The sequence below is a fragment of the Pseudoalteromonas ardens genome (genome assembly GCF_030125445.1).
GTDB lineage: Bacteria > Pseudomonadota > Gammaproteobacteria > Enterobacterales > Alteromonadaceae > Pseudoalteromonas > Pseudoalteromonas ardens.
In genome coordinates this window covers 506652-526383 of record NZ_JASJUV010000003.1, presented here as the reverse complement: position 1 = coordinate 526383, position 19732 = coordinate 506652, and the positions used below count along the sequence as shown (strand labels likewise).

General features: G+C 50.4%; 23 protein-coding genes and 1 riboswitch. Of the genes, 3 read left to right on the top strand and 20 right to left on the bottom strand.

All coding sequences use genetic code 11. The features are described from left to right. Positions 1-125 precede the first annotated feature (125 nt). Positions 126-920 (top strand): hypothetical protein, encoded by a 795-nt coding sequence (locus tag QNM19_RS13025; RefSeq protein WP_049864577.1) that lies wholly within the window; start codon positions 126-128, stop codon positions 918-920. A 92-nt stretch (positions 921-1012) separates the two neighbouring features. Here QNM19_RS13025 and QNM19_RS13020 read toward each other — a convergent pair whose 3' ends face one another. The 3 genes from QNM19_RS13020 to yaaA are packed head-to-tail and all read right to left on the bottom strand — an operon-like array spanning position 1013 to position 3309. Beyond that, complete coding sequence (locus QNM19_RS13020) at positions 1013-2188, bottom strand: MFS transporter (protein ID WP_284026776.1); 1176 nt, start codon at positions 2186-2188, stop codon at positions 1013-1015. Between the two features lie 55 nt (positions 2189-2243). Then, complete coding sequence (locus QNM19_RS13015) at positions 2244-2480, bottom strand: hypothetical protein (protein WP_284026775.1); 237 nt, start codon at positions 2478-2480, stop codon at positions 2244-2246. Between the two features lie 49 nt (positions 2481-2529). Further along, on the bottom strand, positions 2530-3309 hold the full coding sequence (gene yaaA / locus QNM19_RS13010; RefSeq protein WP_049864579.1) for a peroxide stress protein YaaA: 780 nt from the start codon (positions 3307-3309) through the stop codon (positions 2530-2532). Between the two features lie 302 nt (positions 3310-3611). On the opposite strand from yaaA, the gene tal reads away from it, so the two are divergent. Together tal and QNM19_RS13000 are read left to right on the top strand one after the other, a co-directional pair. Next, positions 3612-4562, top strand: a complete 951-nt coding sequence (tal, locus tag QNM19_RS13005; RefSeq protein ID WP_049864580.1) for a transaldolase — start codon at positions 3612-3614, stop codon at positions 4560-4562. Between the two features lie 308 nt (positions 4563-4870). Beyond that, positions 4871-5062, top strand: coding sequence for a DUF3545 family protein (locus tag QNM19_RS13000; protein ID WP_010382909.1), 192 nt, complete (start codon positions 4871-4873; stop codon positions 5060-5062). 45 nt (positions 5063-5107) lie between these two features. On the opposite strand, the gene ung is transcribed toward QNM19_RS13000, so the two are convergent. The 17 genes from ung to QNM19_RS12915 form a co-directional block, all read right to left on the bottom strand. Further along, positions 5108-5767 carry a uracil-DNA glycosylase gene (gene ung / locus QNM19_RS12995; protein ID WP_284026774.1) on the bottom strand — a complete coding sequence of 220 codons (660 nt, stop codon included), beginning with the start codon at positions 5765-5767 and terminating at the stop codon, positions 5108-5110. Positions 5768-5769: 2 nt separating this feature from the next. Further along, a complete protein-coding gene (locus QNM19_RS12990) occupies positions 5770-6648 on the bottom strand; it encodes a cobalamin-binding protein (RefSeq protein ID WP_197094292.1) in 879 nt (292 codons plus the stop codon). After that, the gene (gene cobO / locus QNM19_RS12985) at positions 6648-7247 is read right to left on the bottom strand and encodes a cob(I)yrinic acid a,c-diamide adenosyltransferase (RefSeq protein WP_049864581.1); all 600 of its coding nucleotides are present in this window, start codon (positions 7245-7247) and stop codon (positions 6648-6650) included. The genes QNM19_RS12990 and cobO overlap by 1 nt, the downstream gene beginning before the upstream one ends. Next, positions 7244-8725 (bottom strand): cobyric acid synthase, encoded by a 1482-nt coding sequence (locus QNM19_RS12980; RefSeq protein WP_049864582.1) that lies wholly within the window; start codon positions 8723-8725, stop codon positions 7244-7246. Before QNM19_RS12980 ends, cobO begins: the two co-directional genes overlap by 4 nt. Positions 8726-8727: 2 nt before the next feature. After that, on the bottom strand, positions 8728-9267 hold the full coding sequence (gene cobU / locus QNM19_RS12975; protein ID WP_284026773.1) for a bifunctional adenosylcobinamide kinase/adenosylcobinamide-phosphate guanylyltransferase: 540 nt from the start codon (positions 9265-9267) through the stop codon (positions 8728-8730). Beyond that, a complete protein-coding gene (locus QNM19_RS12970; protein WP_049864583.1) occupies positions 9264-10040 on the bottom strand; it encodes an adenosylcobinamide-GDP ribazoletransferase in 777 nt (258 codons plus the stop codon). Before QNM19_RS12970 ends, cobU begins: the two co-directional genes overlap by 4 nt. Continuing rightward, the gene (cobT, locus tag QNM19_RS12965) at positions 10033-11100 is read right to left on the bottom strand and encodes a nicotinate-nucleotide--dimethylbenzimidazole phosphoribosyltransferase (RefSeq protein WP_049864584.1); all 1068 of its coding nucleotides are present in this window, start codon (positions 11098-11100) and stop codon (positions 10033-10035) included. The genes QNM19_RS12970 and cobT overlap by 8 nt, the downstream gene beginning before the upstream one ends. A gap of 16 nt (positions 11101-11116) precedes the next feature. Continuing rightward, complete coding sequence (locus QNM19_RS12960; protein WP_049864585.1) at positions 11117-12109, bottom strand: FecCD family ABC transporter permease; 993 nt, start codon at positions 12107-12109, stop codon at positions 11117-11119. Next, positions 12106-12903, bottom strand: coding sequence for an ABC transporter ATP-binding protein (locus QNM19_RS12955; protein WP_049864586.1), 798 nt, complete (start codon positions 12901-12903; stop codon positions 12106-12108). The genes QNM19_RS12960 and QNM19_RS12955 overlap by 4 nt, the downstream gene beginning before the upstream one ends. A gap of 82 nt (positions 12904-12985) precedes the next feature. Then, positions 12986-13104, bottom strand: a riboswitch (cobalamin riboswitch). Positions 13105-13133: 29 nt separating this feature from the next. Further along, complete coding sequence (locus tag QNM19_RS12950; protein WP_082225438.1) at positions 13134-13733, bottom strand: histidine phosphatase family protein; 600 nt, start codon at positions 13731-13733, stop codon at positions 13134-13136. A 78-nt stretch (positions 13734-13811) separates the two neighbouring features. Then, positions 13812-14024: a (Na+)-NQR maturation NqrM gene (gene nqrM / locus QNM19_RS12945; RefSeq protein WP_010382924.1), complete on the bottom strand. Its 213-nt coding sequence runs from the start codon at positions 14022-14024 to the stop codon at positions 13812-13814. A 109-nt stretch (positions 14025-14133) separates the two neighbouring features. Further along, a complete protein-coding gene (locus QNM19_RS12940; protein WP_284026811.1) occupies positions 14134-15111 on the bottom strand; it encodes an FAD:protein FMN transferase in 978 nt (325 codons plus the stop codon). Between the two features lie 183 nt (positions 15112-15294). Further along, positions 15295-16521 (bottom strand): NADH:ubiquinone reductase (Na(+)-transporting) subunit F, encoded by a 1227-nt coding sequence (gene nqrF / locus QNM19_RS12935; protein WP_284026772.1) that lies wholly within the window; start codon positions 16519-16521, stop codon positions 15295-15297. Positions 16522-16541: 20 nt separating this feature from the next. Further along, positions 16542-17150 carry an NADH:ubiquinone reductase (Na(+)-transporting) subunit E gene (nqrE, locus tag QNM19_RS12930; protein WP_049864589.1) on the bottom strand — a complete coding sequence of 203 codons (609 nt, stop codon included), beginning with the start codon at positions 17148-17150 and terminating at the stop codon, positions 16542-16544. A gap of 10 nt (positions 17151-17160) precedes the next feature. Further along, positions 17161-17793 carry an NADH:ubiquinone reductase (Na(+)-transporting) subunit D gene (locus QNM19_RS12925; RefSeq protein WP_010382928.1) on the bottom strand — a complete coding sequence of 211 codons (633 nt, stop codon included), beginning with the start codon at positions 17791-17793 and terminating at the stop codon, positions 17161-17163. Next, entirely contained in the window at positions 17793-18539 is a 747-nt protein-coding gene (locus QNM19_RS12920; protein WP_049864590.1) for a Na(+)-translocating NADH-quinone reductase subunit C, read from the bottom strand. Before QNM19_RS12920 ends, QNM19_RS12925 begins: the two co-directional genes overlap by 1 nt. Beyond that, a complete protein-coding gene (locus QNM19_RS12915; RefSeq protein WP_049864591.1) occupies positions 18532-19731 on the bottom strand; it encodes an NADH:ubiquinone reductase (Na(+)-transporting) subunit B in 1200 nt (399 codons plus the stop codon). The genes QNM19_RS12920 and QNM19_RS12915 overlap by 8 nt, the downstream gene beginning before the upstream one ends. Position 19732 lies beyond the last annotated feature (1 nt).

Here is a 19732-nt window from a genome sequence, read left to right as displayed (position 1 = left end):
CACAGGACGTCTGAGACGTCCTTTTTCTTTTTGCTCAGGCCTCACCCTTTATATTCAGGCCCCTTTTCTCACATGGAGCAAGCCGTTACACTTGCGTATAAACATGCTCTATCGCAGGAAGCTCAATGCTCACACCCGACCAAGTTATCGCCCTGGAAGTCTATCTGGCCCATTTGCGCCTTAATATCGATCCCACATTAGCACAGAAATACCCGACCTTTGCAGGCAAGCCCTACCCTCTGGGACGGTGCAAAGAAGTCCGTAATGCCATTCATGATGCACTCAAAACGGCGCTGGCCAAACCGCAGGTCGACGTGGCACTGCAACCGCTTAAAGCGCTGCTGGACGGTGGCCTGACGCTCGAACCGGTATGGGGATCTCTGCGCGATGAATACTTTCAGAATGCGCTGGTGGTTGGGCCCTGGTACATAGATGCAGCCAATGACACCGTTAACCCCAATAAGCCACGGGCGGAGATCCGCTTACTCGCAGAGTCAGGGTTTGGTGCCATCACCAGTTTTGAGCAATTTATCAAAATTGCCCGCAGCTACTGGGAGGTCGATATCTATCGCAATGATATTTTCCCGGCATTGGCCCCTTTTATCCCTTTAGTATGTGTGAACAAAGCAGGTGTTAGCTGGTTTGCCGCCGCCAACGACGACATGATACTTGTTGCCCAGGACAGTGGCTTTGAGCTGGTAGAGCAAGTGCTGCCCTCTTTACCCTCTCCTCCTTGCGAATTAACGGAGAAATGGCATCGTGCCGCACTTCGCGTTGATATGCCCAGTCCATTATTGAAAGCACAGACACGGGATGCAGCGGCCATGTGCCGACATTATCGCAACGAAAGTAAACATCAGGATATCGGCTTTCGCGATGAAGTGGTGCTTGCTTATCTCAGTCTGCCGGTAAACGTGTAAGTAGCGTAGCCCCTCTGGACAATAAAACGGTCGCAACTAAGGCGACCAACACCACCGGCATGCGCCACACATTTAACGCCTGCCACACAGCCTCAACCTGCCGGTGAACGTGTCAGTGGCCTGGCTCCTCTGGATAACAAAACGGTCGCAATCAGAGCGATCAACACCACTGGCATACTCCACACATTTAACGCCTGCCAACCAACGGTGGCTTCCAAAAACCCGGCGCTGAGTGATGATGCCACCACCATGCTGAAGACCAAAAACTCGTTGCAGGCTTGTGTTTTGGCGCGCTCCTGCGGCGCATAAGTCTGACTCACCAGTTGTGTGGCGCTGATAAACATAAAGTTCCAACCCACGCCTAGGGCGAATAAAGCCAACAAAAAGTGCCAGTGCGTCAACCCCAACAGATTGATTCCGGCGCAGATCAGATACAGCACACAGCCCGCAAGGATCATGGCTCGTGCGCCAAAGCGCTCAATGAGCTTGCCGGTAAAGAAAGATGGCAGAAACATCCCCAATACATGCCATTCAATGACCAGTGCGGAGTCTGCCAGGTCAAATCCATGGCGATGCATGGCCAGCGGCGTTGCGGTCATCAAAAAATTCATGACGGAATAACTGATCATGGCCACCAGCACCGCCAGCTGAAACTGCTTCTGTGCCATAATTTCTTTCAATGTCCGGGCCGGCGCTTGGGCGGTGTGTGTGTCGACCTCAGTAAAGCGTACGCCCTGCAACAATAGCAAAGCCAGAATGTACAACCCACTGAGTGCCACAAAGGAATTGGCATAATTCAATGCCGGGTACACCTCATTCACCCAGACGGCCAGGTTCGGCCCCAAAACAGCTGCAACAACACCACTGGCCATAATGATCGAAATGGCCGTGGCGGGCTTATCACTGGCTTCTATGGCCGCAAATCGATACAAGGTGGCAAAGCCAATCCCAATCCCTATCAAAGTGGTCGCCACACAAAAAAGTGCAAAGTCGCTTTCTCTAAGCGCCCAGACCCCTAGTAAAGTGCCACTGATACCAATCAGATTGCCTAAGGAGAAGCCTAGTCTGCGACCAGTTTTCGCCATGATCAGCGACGCCGGAATGGTCGCCATTAATAGCCCAGCCATCTGCATTGCCACCGGCAAAGTGGTCAGCGCCGCCGACGGGCTCAACAACTGACCCACCAGCGCAGAAATGGTCACAAGCAGGATGTTCCCTGTGGTGATCAGACCCTGACAACAGGCCAGCAGCAAGACATTTTTATTCAATGAGGCATACTCCAAAGATTAGAGGTAGGGTGTTTAGACACCAAAGCAGAGGGGCTCACTCCCACTCAGGCATGTTTGTTCTGGGTTCAGCAGGCTTACTCAAACGACATTGATTCGTCTGCTCATAACAGCGCTGAATACACTGTGTTTGCAATGGATCCGCACTGATATAATCTTCCTGGCAATGTTGTAAGCAGGCGCGTTCTTTGTGCTCACACTCGACCTGGACACTGCCAACACGCGTATTAAGCTGGCCCTGACACCCTGCCAACCCCCCTATTACAGCAAGCATACCTAAGCCTCTGATTATCCCTACCCCGCTCATCGTCTCAGACTCCGAATTAGTTTTGCTCTGCGCGCAGAAATACCGGCTCACTGGCTTTTTGCGTTGCTTCTTCGCTGTAATAATAGCCAGCAACATCAAACGCTTTCAGTGCCTCGGATGAGTCTACCTGATTATCCAGAATATACCGTGCCATCATGCCCCGGGCTTTTTTGGCATAGAAACTAATGACCTTGAACTGCCCATTTTTGCAGTCTTTGAACACAGGCGAAATAATCTCAGCTTTAAGTGCCTTTTTATCTACCGCTTTGAAATACTCATTGGATGCCAGATTAATCAGTACCTGACTGTCGGCCGCTTCCAGCGCTTCGTTGAGCTTCTCGGCAATAATACTGCCCCAGAATTCATAGAGGTTTTTACCGCGCGGATTATCCAACTTAGTGCCCATTTCCAGACGATACGCCTGCATCAAGTCCAGTGGCTTCAGTACCCCATAAAGGCCAGACAAAATACGCAAATGTTGCTGCGCGTAGTCCAATGTGGTGTCGTCCATACTGGTTGCATCCAGACCTGTGTACACATCACCATTAAAGGCCAGCACAGCCTGTTTGGCATTATCAGAGGTGAAAGGTTGTGACCACTCGGCGAAGCGCGCGGCATTGAGGCCCGCCAGCTTGTCACTGATCTTCATTAAGGTGCCAATCTGTTGCGGCGACAAATCACGACACACGCGGATCAATTCTTCACTGTGTGTGAGCAACTCGGGCTGGGTAAAACGCGCGGTGTGCGCCGGGGTATCATAATCGAGATTTTTTGCCGGGGAAACGAGAGTGATCATGGCCTGCCTATTGACTTAACTATTGATAAATGTCAATTTCAACACTATCCCCCGGTGAGCGCAAGCGCAATATTTTTCGGGGGCTCGACACTGCTTGCCCAGTTGCTGGCAGACCAGCCTGTTTGCAGTTCGTCACGCAGACCCCCCGACTGACGAAGTGCGCCCCCGCATCACGCATTCGGACTTTCTCGTGGCACGACCTCGCAGATAAGGACATATGACCTATTCACACAGGTCACGGTAATGCAACATAGGGACAGTAGACTTTTTGACACGCTGCAATGAATTGGAATGAGGACAGCATGACTTCAGCATTAGATAGGCTAAAACAGCATTCATCTATCGTCGCCGACACCGGAGATATCGAGGCAATCCGTAAACACCAACCGGAAGATGCCACCACTAACCCGTCTCTGCTATTAAAAGCAGCCGAGATGCCTGCTTATCAGGATTACCTGAAAGCAGCCTGGGACTACGCTAAGAGCCAGCATGACGATGCGGCACAACAACTGGAACTGGCTTGTGATTACTTTGCCGTTCTGCTTGGTAAAGAGATTGCTAACATTGTACCGGGTTATATCTCAACCGAAGTCGATGCACGCTTATCGTTCGATACCGAAGCGACCATTGCTAAAGCGCAGCAATTATTGGCGCTGTATGAGCAGCTGGGTGTCAGCAAAGACAAAATTTTAATCAAAATCGCCTCTACCTGGGAAGGCATTAAAGCCGCAGAAGCTTTGGAAAAGCAAGGCGTTAAATGTAACCTGACTTTACTATTCAGCCAGGCTCAGGCACGCGCATGTGCTGACGCAAATGTATTCCTTATCTCACCCTTTGTAGGTCGGATCCTCGACTGGCACGTGGCCAATGGTCTGGAAAAGCCGACTGATCCACTACAAGACCCGGGTGTGCAGTCAGTACGCAGCATTTACGAATTCTACAAACGCCACGGTTATAACACCGTTGTGATGGGTGCCAGCTTCCGTAACACCGGTGAAATTGTTGCCCTGACAGGGTGTGACAAGTTGACTATCAGCCCTGCATTGCTAGAGGAACTGGGTGAATTGCCAGCCACTGAAGCGTACCTGCTGAACAACAACTATGAAGTTGTGGCTAAACCTGCTCCGCTGAGCGAAAGCGAATTCCGCTGGTTACACAACCAGGATGCCATGGCCACCGAAAAGCTGGCTGAAGGTATTCGTGCATTTGCAGCTGCCCAGGAAACGCTGGAAACACGCTTTAAAGCGCTGTAAGCAAACACTGCACTAAGCATATTAATTGAAAAACGCCACTTGAAGTGGCGTTTTTTTATGCCCTGAAATTGACGACTCAATTCATCCACCTCCCCGCTCGCAGCGCTCTGTTCCTCTGGCCTCGGCAAAACTTGAAGCAAATTTGAGCTTCATCAAACTGTCACCTGCTTTTAACCTAACGGACACATTTTTATTTTACTTTTCTCCTGTCTGTGGTATACCAGCATTACTTGAAGTGTGTTTTTCATTCAAATTGAGTAATGCGTAAACACAAATCTTTGAGGTTAGTACATCAATAGGAGAAATTCATGGATAGCCTAGACGATTTTATTTCAACACTAGAAAGTCCTGCACCAAAGAAAAGAACCTCATCTAAAGGCAAAAAAAGAAAGTGGCGCGAAATTGAAGCGCTGAAGGACAAACAACGCCTGCGTAAGGAATTGGAAGAACTGGACATATTCGCAGACAGCATCGATCTGGACGAGCTTGACTTTATTTAACTGAAAAGGCGCATTGAGCGCCTTTTTTGTTTTTTAAACCTAAACTCAGACTTGCCAGTTGATGGGCGTTTTGTCCATGCTTTGCAATAGCGTGTTGGTTTGCGAAAAGTGCTGACAACCGAAAAAGCCGCGGTGTGCTGAAAGCGGAGAAGGGTGTGGTGCGTGCAATACGTGATGACGTTGTGTGTCGATCGCTTTGCCTTTCTTTTGTGCATGTGCACCCCATAGCAGGAAGATTACGCCCTCTGTGTGTTGATTGAGCTGCTCGATCACGGCGTCGGTAAAGCGTTCCCAACCGAGGTGTTTGTGGGAGTGTGCCTGTCCCTGCTCGACCGTTAACACGGTATTGAGCAGCAGTACGCCTTGCTCAGCCCAGGGTAGCAGATAGCCATGATTGGGGATCTGGAAACCCGCGATGTCCTGTGCCAATTCTTTATACATGTTGGCCAATGACGGGGGCACCTTAACACCTGGCAGTACAGAGAAACACAACCCGTGTGCCTGGTTTGGCCCGTGGTAGGGATCCTGTCCCAGGATCACAACCTTGACCTGATCGAACGGTGTGGCCTTGAACGCCTCAAACATCATATCCTCAGGAGGATAAACGGTGACGTCCTGCGCCCGACGCTCAGCGACATAGTTCAGGGTGTCCTGAAAATACGTTTGTTGTTTTTCGTGCCCGAGCACGTCATTCCAGGTTGTCATATTTATTTTCCAGCTAGTTTAAGTTGCTGATAGTAAGTTCGCGAAGCATCCAGTTTATCACATAACTGAGTTAACCCTTCAAGCACACGGGTCGTATAACGATGTAACAGATCCGCATTCACCTCAATATATTGTGCATGTTTGGCCGCCGGAATTTCTGGCCACTTATGCCAGTCTATGGTGGGCTGGACTTGTTTAGATTTTTCCTGCGGGATCACTATCACCTGCGGGTGTTTCAGGAGCACATTTTCGATACTGATCTGCGGATAAGATGTCGTTGCATCGGCAAACACATTACTGGCCCCACACACCTCGAGCGTCTGATGGATCCAGGTGGTGCCATTGACCGTCATCATCGGAGCTGGCCACAACTGATAAAACACGGACAAAGGTGTTGCAGCCCGATACTCCTTGTGCAGTTCAGCCATGCCTTGTTCAAACTGCCGCGCCACTTGCTCAGCGTTCTCTTCCAGCCCGGTTAACTGGCCCAGCCAGCGCAGAGAATGCGGGATCTGTTGCAGGGCTTTGGTTTCGCTATACACCACGTTCACACCGAGCTGCTCAAGCTTATCCAGCTCAGTTTGTTGATTGCCGCCCTGCCAGGCAATCACCAGATCGGGGGACAGCGCCAGTAACTTTTCCAGCGCAATGCCATGAAAGCCACCAATACGGGGAATGTGATTGGCTTCAGCCGGGAAGTCCGCATACTCAACTGTTCCGACAATCCGCTCGCCAGCCCCTATAGCATATAAGTTCTCAACAATATGCGGCGCCAGGGCCACGATCCGTTTAGCCGGCCGTTCAGAGGCCTGAGCTGCACAGACCTGACTTGCAATCAGACACACCAGCATACCCAGCCAGATATTCAGGACTGCTTTCATCAGAAATCGAACCCTTTTTGCGCTTTGATCCCCGCTTCAAACGCGTGTTTCACGTTGCGCACTTCACTGACCGTATCAGCCAACTCTGTCAGGCGACGATGTGCCCCGCGACCCGTAATGATCACCGACTGCATCGCTGGACGATTTTCCAACGCCGTAATCACTTCATCCAGATCAAGATAGTCGTAGCTGACCATATAGGTGAGTTCGTCCAGCAAGACCAGATCGATACTGTCATCCTGCAACCACTGCTTTGCCTGTTGCCAGGTGGCCTGCGCTGCCTGGGTATCTGTCTCGCGGTTTTGTGTTTCCCAGGTGAAGCCCGTTTTCATCACAGCAAACGGCACACCCGCGCGTTCCAACAAATTACGCTCACCGCATTCCCACATACCTTTAATAAACTGTACTACAGCAGCATTCATGCCATGGCCCACACACCGTGCAACGGTGCCAAAGCCTGAGGTAGACTTGCCTTTGCCATTGCCCGTGATCACCTGCAAGATGCCTTTTTCTTGCTGTGCCTGCTCGATTTTGGCATCGACCTGCTCTTTCACTTTTTGCTGTCTTGCCTTATGTTTATCCTGATTATGTTCGCTCATGCTGTCCTCTGTTCACTGATTGCCAGAATTTTATCTATGTCTAAATGGGTTTCGCACATATCGGCCAGCCGTTCCAGTTGCTGCTCACGGTGTTCTGCCAGGTTGAATCCACTACCACTGTAGCGGCCATCGCTGGCCCAGCTCAGCACACAGGTCAACCCCTCGGGACTATCAAACAGTCCGTGCAGATAGGTGCCAGCCAGCTGGTTATCCTCACTGATAAAACCATCAACTTGCCACCCTGATGGGTGCGCGTCAAACTGTAAAAAGGGTCGCGCTAATGCAGCCCCCTGAGTGATCCCACAATGGATCTCATAACCGCTCAGATGGGTCTGCTGACCGTTCAACAAACAGCTTGCCTGCACCTGAGTCAGGGTTTTATTTGTTGTCAGTTGGGTTTCAAAATCGGCCATCGCCAGGCCTTGAATACTGCCTTGTGTTGACTCGACCTGCTGTGGGTCACAAATGGTATTCCCCAGCATCTGATACCCTCCACAGATCCCAAGCACTTTACCGCCGTAGCGTACATGGCGTCGCAGCTCACTGTCCCACCCCTCTGCGCGTAAAAAAGCCAGGTCGTTAAGCACATTTTTACTGCCCGGGATGATCACTAAGTCAGCTGCACCTATGGTTTCGGTGTGGCGCACATAACGCAAGTCAACTTTAGGGTCTAACCGCAAGGTATCAAAATCGGTGTGATTGCTAATATGCGGCAGCAGCAATACGGCCACTTTAATTTCGGGGTCGTCCATGCGATTTGCTATCGTCACGGCATCTTCCGCATCCAACGCCAGATCGTGTAAGTAAGGCAATACGCCCAGCACAGGTTTGCCGGTATGCTGCTCCAGCCAGTCCAGCCCGCTCTGTAACAACGCAATATCGCCCCGAAAACGGTTGATCACGAAGCCTTTCACTAAAGATTGCTCGTAGTCGCTGAGCAGCGACAGGGTCCCAACCAGGTGAGCAAACACACCGCCTTTGTCGATGTCGGCAATGATGATCACCGGGCAATCAACCTCACAGGCAAACCCCATATTCGCAATGTCGTTCTCTCGCAGGTTAATTTCCGCGGGGCTGCCGGCCCCTTCGACCACGCAGAGGTCATACTGTTCGCTGAGCCTTTGATGTGAGGTCAGTACCGCCTGCATCGCAACTTTTTTGTAGTCATGATACCCCGCGGCTTCCATGTTACTGAGTGCACGGCCATGCACAATAACCTGGGCACCCGTATCTGAATTAGGCTTGAGTAAAATCGGGTTTAGATCTGTGCTCAACGGTACTTTGGCAGCCATGGCCTGTAATGCCTGAGCCCGGCCTATTTCTCCGCCATCTGGGGTAACCGCACTATTGAGCGCCATATTCTGCGGTTTGAACGGTACGACCTCGATACCACGGCGCCGCAATGCCCGGCACAAGCCCGCTACTAACGTGCTTTTTCCGGCATCTGACGTTGTGCCCTGTACCATTAACGTATTCATACTCAATTGTCTCCTTTAAGCGTCAGTGGCAAACCCGCCATCACAAAATCGACTCGGTCTGCCAAAGCGGCGATGTCCTGATGCAGCCAGCCCGATTCGTCAACGAAGCGACGACTGAGTTCGCCAAGCGGCACTATGCCGTGGCCCACCTCATTGCTGATCAGAATCACCCGGGCACGAGTGGCTCGCAGAGCACTCAGCAGCGCCGCGCGCTTGTGTTGAAATGCTGAGTCAGAGTAGTCACATAATGCCGTGGTTAACCACAACGTGAGACAATCAATCACCACACAATCATCGGACGCAAGGCTGGCTAACACTTGATCCAGCGCCCAGGTCTCTTCTATGAGCTGCCAGTATGCCGGGCGCGATGCCTGATGATGCGCGATCCGCGCGACCATCTCCTCATCCCCGGGTCGTGCAGTCGCGAGATAAATTAACCGGGCCACTTTACCGTCGCTGAGCCAGCGCTCGGCTCTTTGCTCACCTAACCGACTCTTTCCACAGCGCGCACCACCCAGAATAAGTTCAACCCGACCCGTCATAACCAGACCACCAGACAAAATAAATACACCGTGACTTCCGCAAGTTGCTGTGCCGCGCCCAGACAGTCTCCCGTATAACCGCCAAGCTGGCGTTTAAACCAATAAACACAGCCTGTACGGCACAACCACAGTGCGACAACCAGCGCAACGCACTGCCATAGGGTAAACAATCCGGCAAACCAGCTCACTATTAGTAAAACTAAACCACAGAGATAAAGTAACTGCTTACTTTGTGTAGAAAGAAACTGGGCAACGGGCTTAACTTTACTTTGCGCATCCGCCTGAACATAATTCAGTTTACCAATTATACTGGTGGCCATAACCCGGCTCAGACCATGACCAAGCAGGATAGCTGCACATACATAAGCAAGTTGCTCACTTAAGGAGAGTAAAGCCTGAAACTTGGTAAGCAGTAGCAGAACCAATGCCGCCGCACCATAGGTGCCCAGTCGGCTGTCTTTCATGATGGTGAGCTTATCGGTCACACTCCAGCCACCGCCAAAACCATCCCAGACATCCGCAAAGCCATCTTCATGAAATGCACCTGTTATGATCAGCCCGGCACTCAGCGTTATTATTACCGCAATGCCAGCAGGCAACACACTGGCCAGCGCACAGTAAAGCAGTGCTAACAGAGTACCCAAGAGCACGCCGACCCAGGCAAAGTAACCGCTGGCCTGATTAATGTCCTGATCGCTGACCTCGCCCGACACTTTAACGGGAATGCGCGTCAGAAAGATCACCGCCAGCTTAAATTGCCTCAGCTCACTCATGAGTGTCTACCACCTGAGTGACAGCCGCCGACTCAAAGCTGGCCATCTGATAGTAAAATGCCAGCGCACTTTGACACAGGGGCAATGCCATTGCCGCACCTGAGCCCTCACCCAGACGCATATTCAGATCCAATAATGGCTCGGCATTTAGCTCATTCAGCATGCGTCGGTGTCCCTGCTCACCTGAGCAATGGGCAAACACCATATAATCCTGACTGACAGGTTCAATGCGACACGCCAGCATAGCTGCAGCTGTTGCAATAAAGCCATCCACCAGAATTACCTTTTGTGCACGGGCAATTTCCAGCATGGCACCGACCATCTGACAGATCTCAAACCCGCCGAGACGACGCAACACCTCTCGAGGATCATCAAGAGCATCACCATGTAACAGCAAAGCCTGATCGATCAGTTGTTGTTTTTTCTCCACCACTTCTGCACTCACGCCGGTGCCACGTCCAACCGTTTCAGCGCCAGTCAACCCACTTAGAGCCGAGAAAATCGCCGCTGCGGCAGTAGTATTGCCGATCCCCATTTCGCCCAACGCAAACACGTTTGACCCCGAGTCCAATGCCGTCTGCACGGCTTCTTGACCATATAACAAACCTTGATCAAGCTGTGCTTCACTCAGGGCAGGCTCAATATGCAATGGCCGGGTGATATGACCAAGGCGTTGTGACACAATACCCAATTCCGGAGCTGGCGCTGTCAAAATACCACAGTCAATCACACTCAGTTGCCAGCCAAGCTGAGCACACAAGACATTAATGGCTGCACCACCCGTGGCAAAGTTAGCCACCATCTGACCGGTCACCTCGCTGGGTGCAATAGACACGCCCTCGGCAGCAATGCCATGATCTCCGGCAAATATCATCATCTGCGGCTGCACGATGGCGGGTTTTTCGGCTTCAAGTTGGGCGCGACTCATGCCCTGACTCAAAATGCTCACCAGCTGATGTGCCAATGTCTCAAGCTTACCCAGCGCGCCCTGAGGCTTGGTCTTCATATCTATGGTGTGCTGAATATAAGCGTCATGCTGGCGATTGAGTGGTGGGATCATAAAGTCTCCTGTTAGGTCAGATGCTGGCTGCGCGCTTTTTGGCAATTAACAGCGATAAGAAAAACACACTGCCGATGGCGGAGGTGATCACCCCAATCGGAAGCTCCTGATTGTCTATCAGGGTGCGGGCCAGCACATCGACCCACAGCATCATGAGCCCACCTGATAAAGCGGTCGCCAACATACCCAATGTACGAACCTGCGAAATAAAAAAGCGCACAATATGGGGGATCATCAAGCCAACAAACCCGACCCCACCGCAGGCAGCGACAATCACGGCTGTCAACATAGATGCCAGGATCAACATGCCCAGTCTTAGCCTGTGTACATTCACACCTAAGGTTACCGCGCTCTCATCACCGACTAACAACGCATTCAGGCTGCGGCGCATCAGTAGCATCACTGTACAACCTATCGACACGACCAGAGCGGGTAACCACAGCCATTGCCAGTCTGCACGGCTGAAACTGCCCAGGCTCCAGAATATAATGGCACTAATGGCCTGTGGGTCGCTCCAATAGAGTAATAAGCTGGTAAAGGCAGAAAATAAAAATGTCAGCGCGACACCTGATAACAACATGTTCTCGACCAGTGCAGTGCCTTTGTGAAACGCAATGAGCAACAACAGGCTCATGGCCACTGCGCTGCCGGCAAACGCCGCGCCAGATAAGGCCAGTGCGCTTTGCACCCCAAATAATGCAACCAACAACACCACACCAAATGACGCCCCGGAGGAAATGCCAAATAAATACGGATCGGCGAGCGGATTGCGGGTCACGGTTTGCAAAATAAGCCCGGCAATGGCCAGGCCGGCCCCCGCAAAAAAAGCCAGCAAAGTACGTGGCAATCGCAGCTCAACCACAATCTTTTGATTCAATATACCATTGTCGTAGTTGCTCAAAGCCTGCCAGACCTCGCTCCAACTGAGTGAAACCGCCCCGACAGACAGTGCGGTGAGCATGCTGGCTAAACAGGCACAGAGCAACCCGGGTATTAGCAAGGCCTTCATTGTTGATACCCGTAGTGATAACGAATGTGTGGCACACCCGACGCATTGCGACGAGGCCCGGAGACTGTCTCAACGTCAGCACAGACGCCAAAAACATCACTCAGTAAACCCGGCGTTATGATCTCTAATGGGGCTCCCTGAGCAATCAGCTGACCTTGCTCCAGTACCAGCAGCTCGTCGCTGAGTGCCGCAGCAAGATTAAGATCATGGAATGAGGCAATCACGGTCACCCCCATGGCCTTAGCCAACTCCATGATCTGGATCTGATACTTTACATCCAGATGACTGGTGGGCTCATCCATGATCAGCAGTTCAGGCTGCTGTACCATGGCTCTGGCGATCATTGCCCGTTGCTTTTCGCCGCCCGACAGGGCATCAAATTGCTGTTGTGCTTTGTGGCTCAGACCCACCCGCTCAAGGGCTTCCAGGATCAGTTTTTTATCCGTTTCATTAACAGCAGAAAACAGGGTTTTATGTGGCGTCACGCCCATGGCAACCACCTCGAACAGCGCCAGATTAAACTGACTGGGGATCTCCTGCAATACCACCGCCACCTGGCGTGCATAAGCGCGGCGAGGATAATCAGATAAAGGTTTACCGGCATAGCGTATTTCCCCCGCCCCGGGATGCCAGTAACGGTACAGGCAACGTAACAAGCTGGACTTTCCTGCCCCGTTAGGTCCAATCAGACCAATAAACTGCCCGCGTTGAACGGTAAAATTGAGCGCCGTCAAAATAGGTTTGTCACCCAGAGTCAGGCTCAGGTTATGCACGGAGATTTGTGGTGAAGTCATACCGCCTCAAATGCAGGCAGCAGCGCAGAGCCAGCTATTCGCGTTGTCACGACTGGTTTTCTGTACTGACTTAAGTGCGCCCGCTTAAGTGTAGGTATTGGCCTTGGTATCTGGCTTCAGACTCTCAGTCTATTACAGTTGCGGGGACAGCTGAGGATTTACACCTCATTCCCAATGACTGCCAATACAATACGATGCTAAATTTAGGCCTTATTATGAAGTCCAGACGTCTAAAACACAACTTTCGGCCAAACCTGACCATGCTCATCAAAGTACACGGAGACTTGGATCATCCCGCCATAGCCAATCTCGAGGCGCGATAAATGCGTATCATAGCCCTCAGGCAAAGCCAACCAGATAGCCAGTAACTGCTTAATGACCCCAGCATGTGTCACAATCGCTGCGTTTATGGGAGAGGGAGTTGCAGTGAACTGCTGCCACCAATCATATAAACGTAGGTGGAATGCCGACATGGACTCCCCATTTGGCGGGGTATGCTGCCAGGGACTTTGCCAAAAGTCGCCAATGCCAGGTACTCGTGCTGACTGCCAGAGCGTGTCGTAGCGTTCACCATCCCAGTCGCCAAAATGCATTTCACTAAGTCGGGGTTCTATCTGCAGTGGCAAACCGGTGGTTTCACAAAACGCACGGGCCACCGCCTGGCATCGCTGCAATGGAGAAGCAATCACCTGTGCAATCCCATCACACGCCTCAAGTTGGACATGCACTTGTTCATTGCCCGACGCGCTTGCGGGCATATCAGTACTTCCAAGCAAACGGCCGGTTTCCCGGGGTTCACCATGGCGAATAAAATACAGGGTTCGTTGCATTAGGCTATGGCACTGTTACTAGGAGCCAGAAACGTAAAAACGCAAGCCAGGGCTTGCGTTTTCGATGATGTCAGTGGATTAGAGAATTTGGTTTTCTTTCCACATTTGCTCTTTTGCGAGACGCTTCTTACGTTTGTCGCACGGGTCGTCACAATCACAGATCTTGTCGATACCCATAGAGCCCAGACCGCCACAACTACTGGCCATTGATTTCTTTTGTACTATGACCCCGACAGCCATCGCAACGGCGATCAATAACAACAACCCAAAGGTAAGTAAAAATAGTGACATCTCAGGCCTCTTTTGCATATCCATCCGCTATCGCGGACTGGTGACGGTTAATTGTGCTCATTATATAACTAAACGCACCTAAGTTAAAACGTTCGCGATGCAGATCTCATTATAAATACGGTTTGAACGCACTGCTTGCGTAAACCTTCAGACCTTCATCACTTTTACTGATCAAATAGACTGGCAGATTGTGTAACTCAGCGTACGCTCTCGCTCGTTCAGTCCCCATCACTGTTAGGGCCGTAGCGAGGCCATCGGCGGTCATCGCAGATGGGTGCAATACTGTTACCGACACCAAGTCGTGTTTAACCGGCTTACCCGTGCCCGGATCGATCAGATGGGTGAAGGTCTCACCGTCCATTTCATAGAAAATACGATAGTCGCCTGAAGTCGCAACACTGTTCTTACCTGGCTCAATCACTTTATGGATTTGTCGTTGCCCAACCGGTGCATCCGGCTTTTCAATGGCAATACGCCAGGGCTCATCATCAGGTTTGGTGCCCGACAACCTCAGCTCACCACCAATTTCAACCATATAGTTGCTGATACCGTGCGACTCGATCAGTTCTGCCACTTTATCTATGCCATAGCCTTTTGCCGTGGCAGAGAAAGACAATTCCAGATGATCCAACGTTTTTGCCAAACCATTCTCTGTCAGAGTCAGTTTATCGAGGCCAATTTGCTCACGCATCTGCGCCAGCTGCTGCTCAGAGGGACGCTTGGTCGGGCGCTTGTCAGGGCCAAATCCCCACAAATCAATTAGAGGTCCCATGGTCACATCCAGTGTCTGAGTTGACAAACCCAGCCGGATTGACTCAGCAATCACCTTCCTGAAATCATCACTGATCGGCATGACCTGGTTGGCAACCAGGCGATTAAACTGGTTGATCTCTGAATCCGGAATATAGGTCGACATAGATTGATTCACCGCTTTAAGCGCGGCCTCAACCTCAGTATGTAACTGCTCTTTAGTCAGTGTGCTTTGCTGTGGAAAAGCCTTAATGTTATAGGTTGTGCCCATTGTACTGCCCTGTAGCACAATAGGTTCAGCTGATTTGTTTGCCTGGCCACATGCCACAAGCAGCATGCTCAATAAAAAAACTAAACAAAACTGGCTCTTTGCTAGCATCAGTGTCATCCCTTGTAATTCAATTGCCAGTAACCCCCCGCTCTGTACGGAGCATTACCCATAAAAAAAGCCCCTCAGCAAGACTGCTAAGGGGCTTCTATTTTATCTTAAAAACCACTTTAAGATCATATGTATTTCAGCTTAACCACCGAAGTCATCAAGCAGGATGTTTTCATCTTCAACACCCAGGTCTTTCAGCATGTTGATAACCGCCGCGTTCATCATCGGTGGTCCACACATGTAGAATTCACAGTCTTCTGGTGCTTCATGATCTTTCAGGTAGTTTTCATAAAGTACGTTGTGGATGAAGCCTGTGTAGCCTTCCCAGTTGTCCTCTGGCTGAGGATCGGAAAGTGCAACATGCCACTGGAAGTTATCATTGTCAGCCTGCAGGCCGTCAAAGTCTTCCACGTAGAACATTTCACGCTTAGAACGTGCACCGTACCAGAATGACATCTTACGATCAGAGTTAAGACGCTTAAGCTGGTCGAAAATGTGTGAACGCATTGGTGCCATACCCGCACCACCACCAACGAAGACCATTTCTGCATCCGTGTCTTTGGCGAAGAACTCACCGAACGGACCAGAAATTGTGACTTTGTCGCCTTCTTTCAGAGACCAGATGTACGATGACATCTTACCACAAGGCAGGCTCAGATTATTAGGCGGCGGCGTCGCAATACGTACGTTCAGCATGATGATGCCGTACTCTTCCGGGTAGTTCGCCATTGAGTATGCACGGATTGTTTCGTCGTCAACTTTAGACTCCAGGTTAAAGAAGCCAAAGCGCTCCCAGTCCGGACGATATTCATCAGGAATATCAAAGTCTGCGTACTTAACATGGTGTGCAGGTGCTTCAATCTGGATGTAACCACCCGCGCGGAAAGGTACTACCTCACCGTCAGGGATACCCAGTTTAAGCTCCTTGATGAAGGTTGCTTTGTTATCGTTAGAGATAACTGTACATTCCCACTTCTTCACACCGAAGATTGAGTCTTCAACTTCAATCTCCATGTCTGTTTTCACTGCAACCTGACACGCCAGACGACAGCCTTCACGGGCTTCACCTTTAGTGATGTGATCAAGTTCAGTTGGCAAAATGTCACCACCACCAGAGTGTACGTGGACGCGACACTGGCCGCATGAACCACCACCACCACAGGCAGATGAAATGAAGATGCCAGCATCAGCCAGTGAGCTCAACAGCTTACCGCCTGGTGCAGATTTAATTGCTTTTTCAGGATCGCCATTAATGCCGATCATGATGTCACCGCTAGGTACCAGCTTCGATTTCGCTGCAATGATGATAAGTACCAACACCACAACGATAGCGATGAACATACTTACACCTAATACAATAGTTTCCATCGTATAGTTTCCTCGCTACCTTAAAGTGAAATACCAGAGAATGACAGGAAGCCGAAGCCCATCAGACCTACCGTGATAAAGGTAATACCCAGACCACGCAGACCATCAGGAATATCAGCATACTTCATTTTCTCGCGAAGACCTGCTAGCAATACGATAGCAAGTGCCCAGCCCACACCAGAACCTAAGCCAAAGACCACTGACTCACCGAAGTTCAGGTTACGCTCAACCATGAAGGATACCGCACCAAAGATTGCACAGTTAACTGTGATCAGAGGCAGGAAGATACCCAGAGCGTTGTAAAGTGCCGGGAAGAACTTGTCCAGAGTCATCTCAAGGATCTGCACAAGTGCCGCGATTACACCGATAAATGTCAGGAACTTCAGGAAGCTTAAGTCAGCTTCAGGGAAACCTAACCACTCAAGTGCGCCTGGTGCCAAAATGGCGTGATAAACCACGTTGTTGACTGGTACAGCAACGCCCAGTACGAAGATTACCGCAACACCCAGACCGAATGAGGTAGTGACTTTCTTAGATACAGCCAGGAAAGTACACATCCCCAGGAAGAAAGATAGCGCTAAGTTTTCAACGAAAACCGCTTTTACAAATAAACTCAGATAATGTTCCATCTCTCTCCCCTTATGCCTTAGCTTCTACTTGGTCTTTCTTCCAGGTACGCAGTACCCAGATAAAGATACCTACTAAGAAGAACGAGCTAAATGGCATAACCAACAGACCCATAGGCTGGTACCAACCACCGTTAGAGATTAGCGGCAGAATTTCAACACCGAACAGTGCACCGGCACCGAACAGTTCACGTACGAAGCCAATTGCGATCAGTACAACTGAGTAGCCCAGACCGTTACCGATACCATCCAGGAATGACATCAGAGGTGGCGACTTCATTGCGTATGCTTCGGCACGACCCATTACGATACAGTTGGTAATGATCAGACCAACGAATACCGTCAGTTCTTTCGCCGTAGCATAAACAAATGCCTGCAGCACCTGGTCTACAACGATAACCAGAGACGCGATGATGGTCATCTGAACAATGATCCGTACACTTGACGGAATGTGGTTACGGATCATAGAGATGAACAAGCTTGAGAACGCAGTTACCACAGTCAATGCAATTGACATGATCAATGCGTTTTTCAGGCTTGAAGTTACTGCCAGCGCAGAACAGATACCCAGTACTTGCAGTGCAATTGGGTTATTTGCAAAGACAGGTCCGAACAGGACTTGCTTCATTTCTTTTGAGTTAGCCATTAGTTCAATGCCCCTTCACGTACTTTCGCAAGGAATGGACCAAACGCATCGTCGCCTGTCCAGAACGTAAATGTATTTTCAACACCGTTAGACGTTAACGTTGCACCAGACAGACCATCTACTTTATGTACATCACTACCTGCAGTGCCTTTTACTACGTCGATTGGTAGCTTTTTGCCCTGCCAGGTTGCAGTCCATCTTGGGTTTTGGATTTCGCCACCCAGACCCGCAGTTTCAGTGTGCTGGTAGAATTTGATTGCCTGAATGGTTTCACCGTCCAGGTCCAATGCTACGAAGCCGTACATGATACCCCAAAGACCGTAACCCTGAATTGGCAGGATCACAGACTCAAATTTACCATTGCTGTTCTTAGCAAGGTAAACCGGAGACTCAGTCGTCATACGCTGAACGCCCGCAACGTCTTTTGCTTTTGGTAAAGCAACACTGCGCGCCGCATCGAACTTAGTCATAGTGAAATCGAATGAGTTAGGATCTGTGTCTACAAACTCACCGGTCTTCATATCTACAACGCGTGCGTCAATCACTTGCTTGTAGGTTTCTGACACGTTGTCAACGTTCTCAACGCCAGCAGCCGCCAAAATGTTGCGCTGCACGTCTTCGATTTTGTTTGCCTGTTGCAGTGGGCGAAGCTGTACTGCCGCAAAAGATACGACAACCGCACACACTAAACATAAGCCAACAACAACGCCTAGCGTTTTGCCGATAGATTCATTGTTACTAGACACGTGCTAATCTCCTCTTCACATTAGACTGCACAACCATGTGGTCGAAAAGTGGTGCGAACAGGTTTGCGAACAGAATTGCTAACATCATACCTTCTGGGTATGCCGGGTTAACAACACGGATAAGCACAACCATTACACCAATCAATGCACCATATGCCCACTTACCTTTGTCTGTGAAAGACGCAGATACCGGGTCGGTTGCCATGAAGAACATACCGAATGCAAAACCACCCAGTACTAAGTGCCAGTGCCAAGGCATAGCGAATACTGTGTTAGTGTCAGAACCGATCATGTTCAGCAGCATAGACATCACTACCATACCCAGGAAAGTACCCAGTACGATGCGCCACGATGCGATACGAACGTAAATCAGGAACAAACCACCAATCATGATAGCCAGTGTAGAGGTTTCACCTACTGAGCCTTGAATAAAGCCGTAGAATGCGTTCCACCACAGTACCATGTTGTCATAATCAAGCGCACCTGTTGCAGCCTGACCCAGGTAAGTTGCACCTGAGAAAGAGTCTACCGCTGTCCACACTGTGTCACCTGAGATGTCACCTGGGTATGCGAAGAACAGGAATGCACGACCAGCCAGTGCCGGGTTCAGGAAGTTACGGCCTGTACCACCGAAGACTTCTTTTGCCACCACAACACCGAAGGTGATACCCAACGCAACTTGCCATAGCGGGATCGTGGCAGGCAGGATCAGGGCGAACAGTACTGATGTTACGAAGAAACCTTCATTTACTTCGTGCTTACGCACTGAAGCAAATAATACTTCCCAGAAACCACCGACAATAAACACTGTCGCGTAAATCGGTAGGAAGAAACAAGCCCCGTAGAACATCTTCGCGCCCCAGCCAGAATCGGCCGTAAGCTCACCGCCAAACAGCTGGAATAGCGCCGCCTGCCAAGTGTTTGCGATTTCAAAACCATTGCCAATCGCAATCGCTGCCTGATGGCCAATGTTGAACATACCGAAGAACATAGCTGGGAATGTCGCCATCCAAACTAAGATCATGATACGTTTCAGGTCGATATTATCACGTACGTGAGTGCCGCCTTTGTTGACATAACCTGGCGTGTAGAAAACAGTTGCTACTGCTTCGTACAGGGCATACCACTTCTCGTGTTTACCGCCAGGTTCAAAGTGAGGTTCAATGTCTTCTAAAAATTTCTTTAAGGCCATT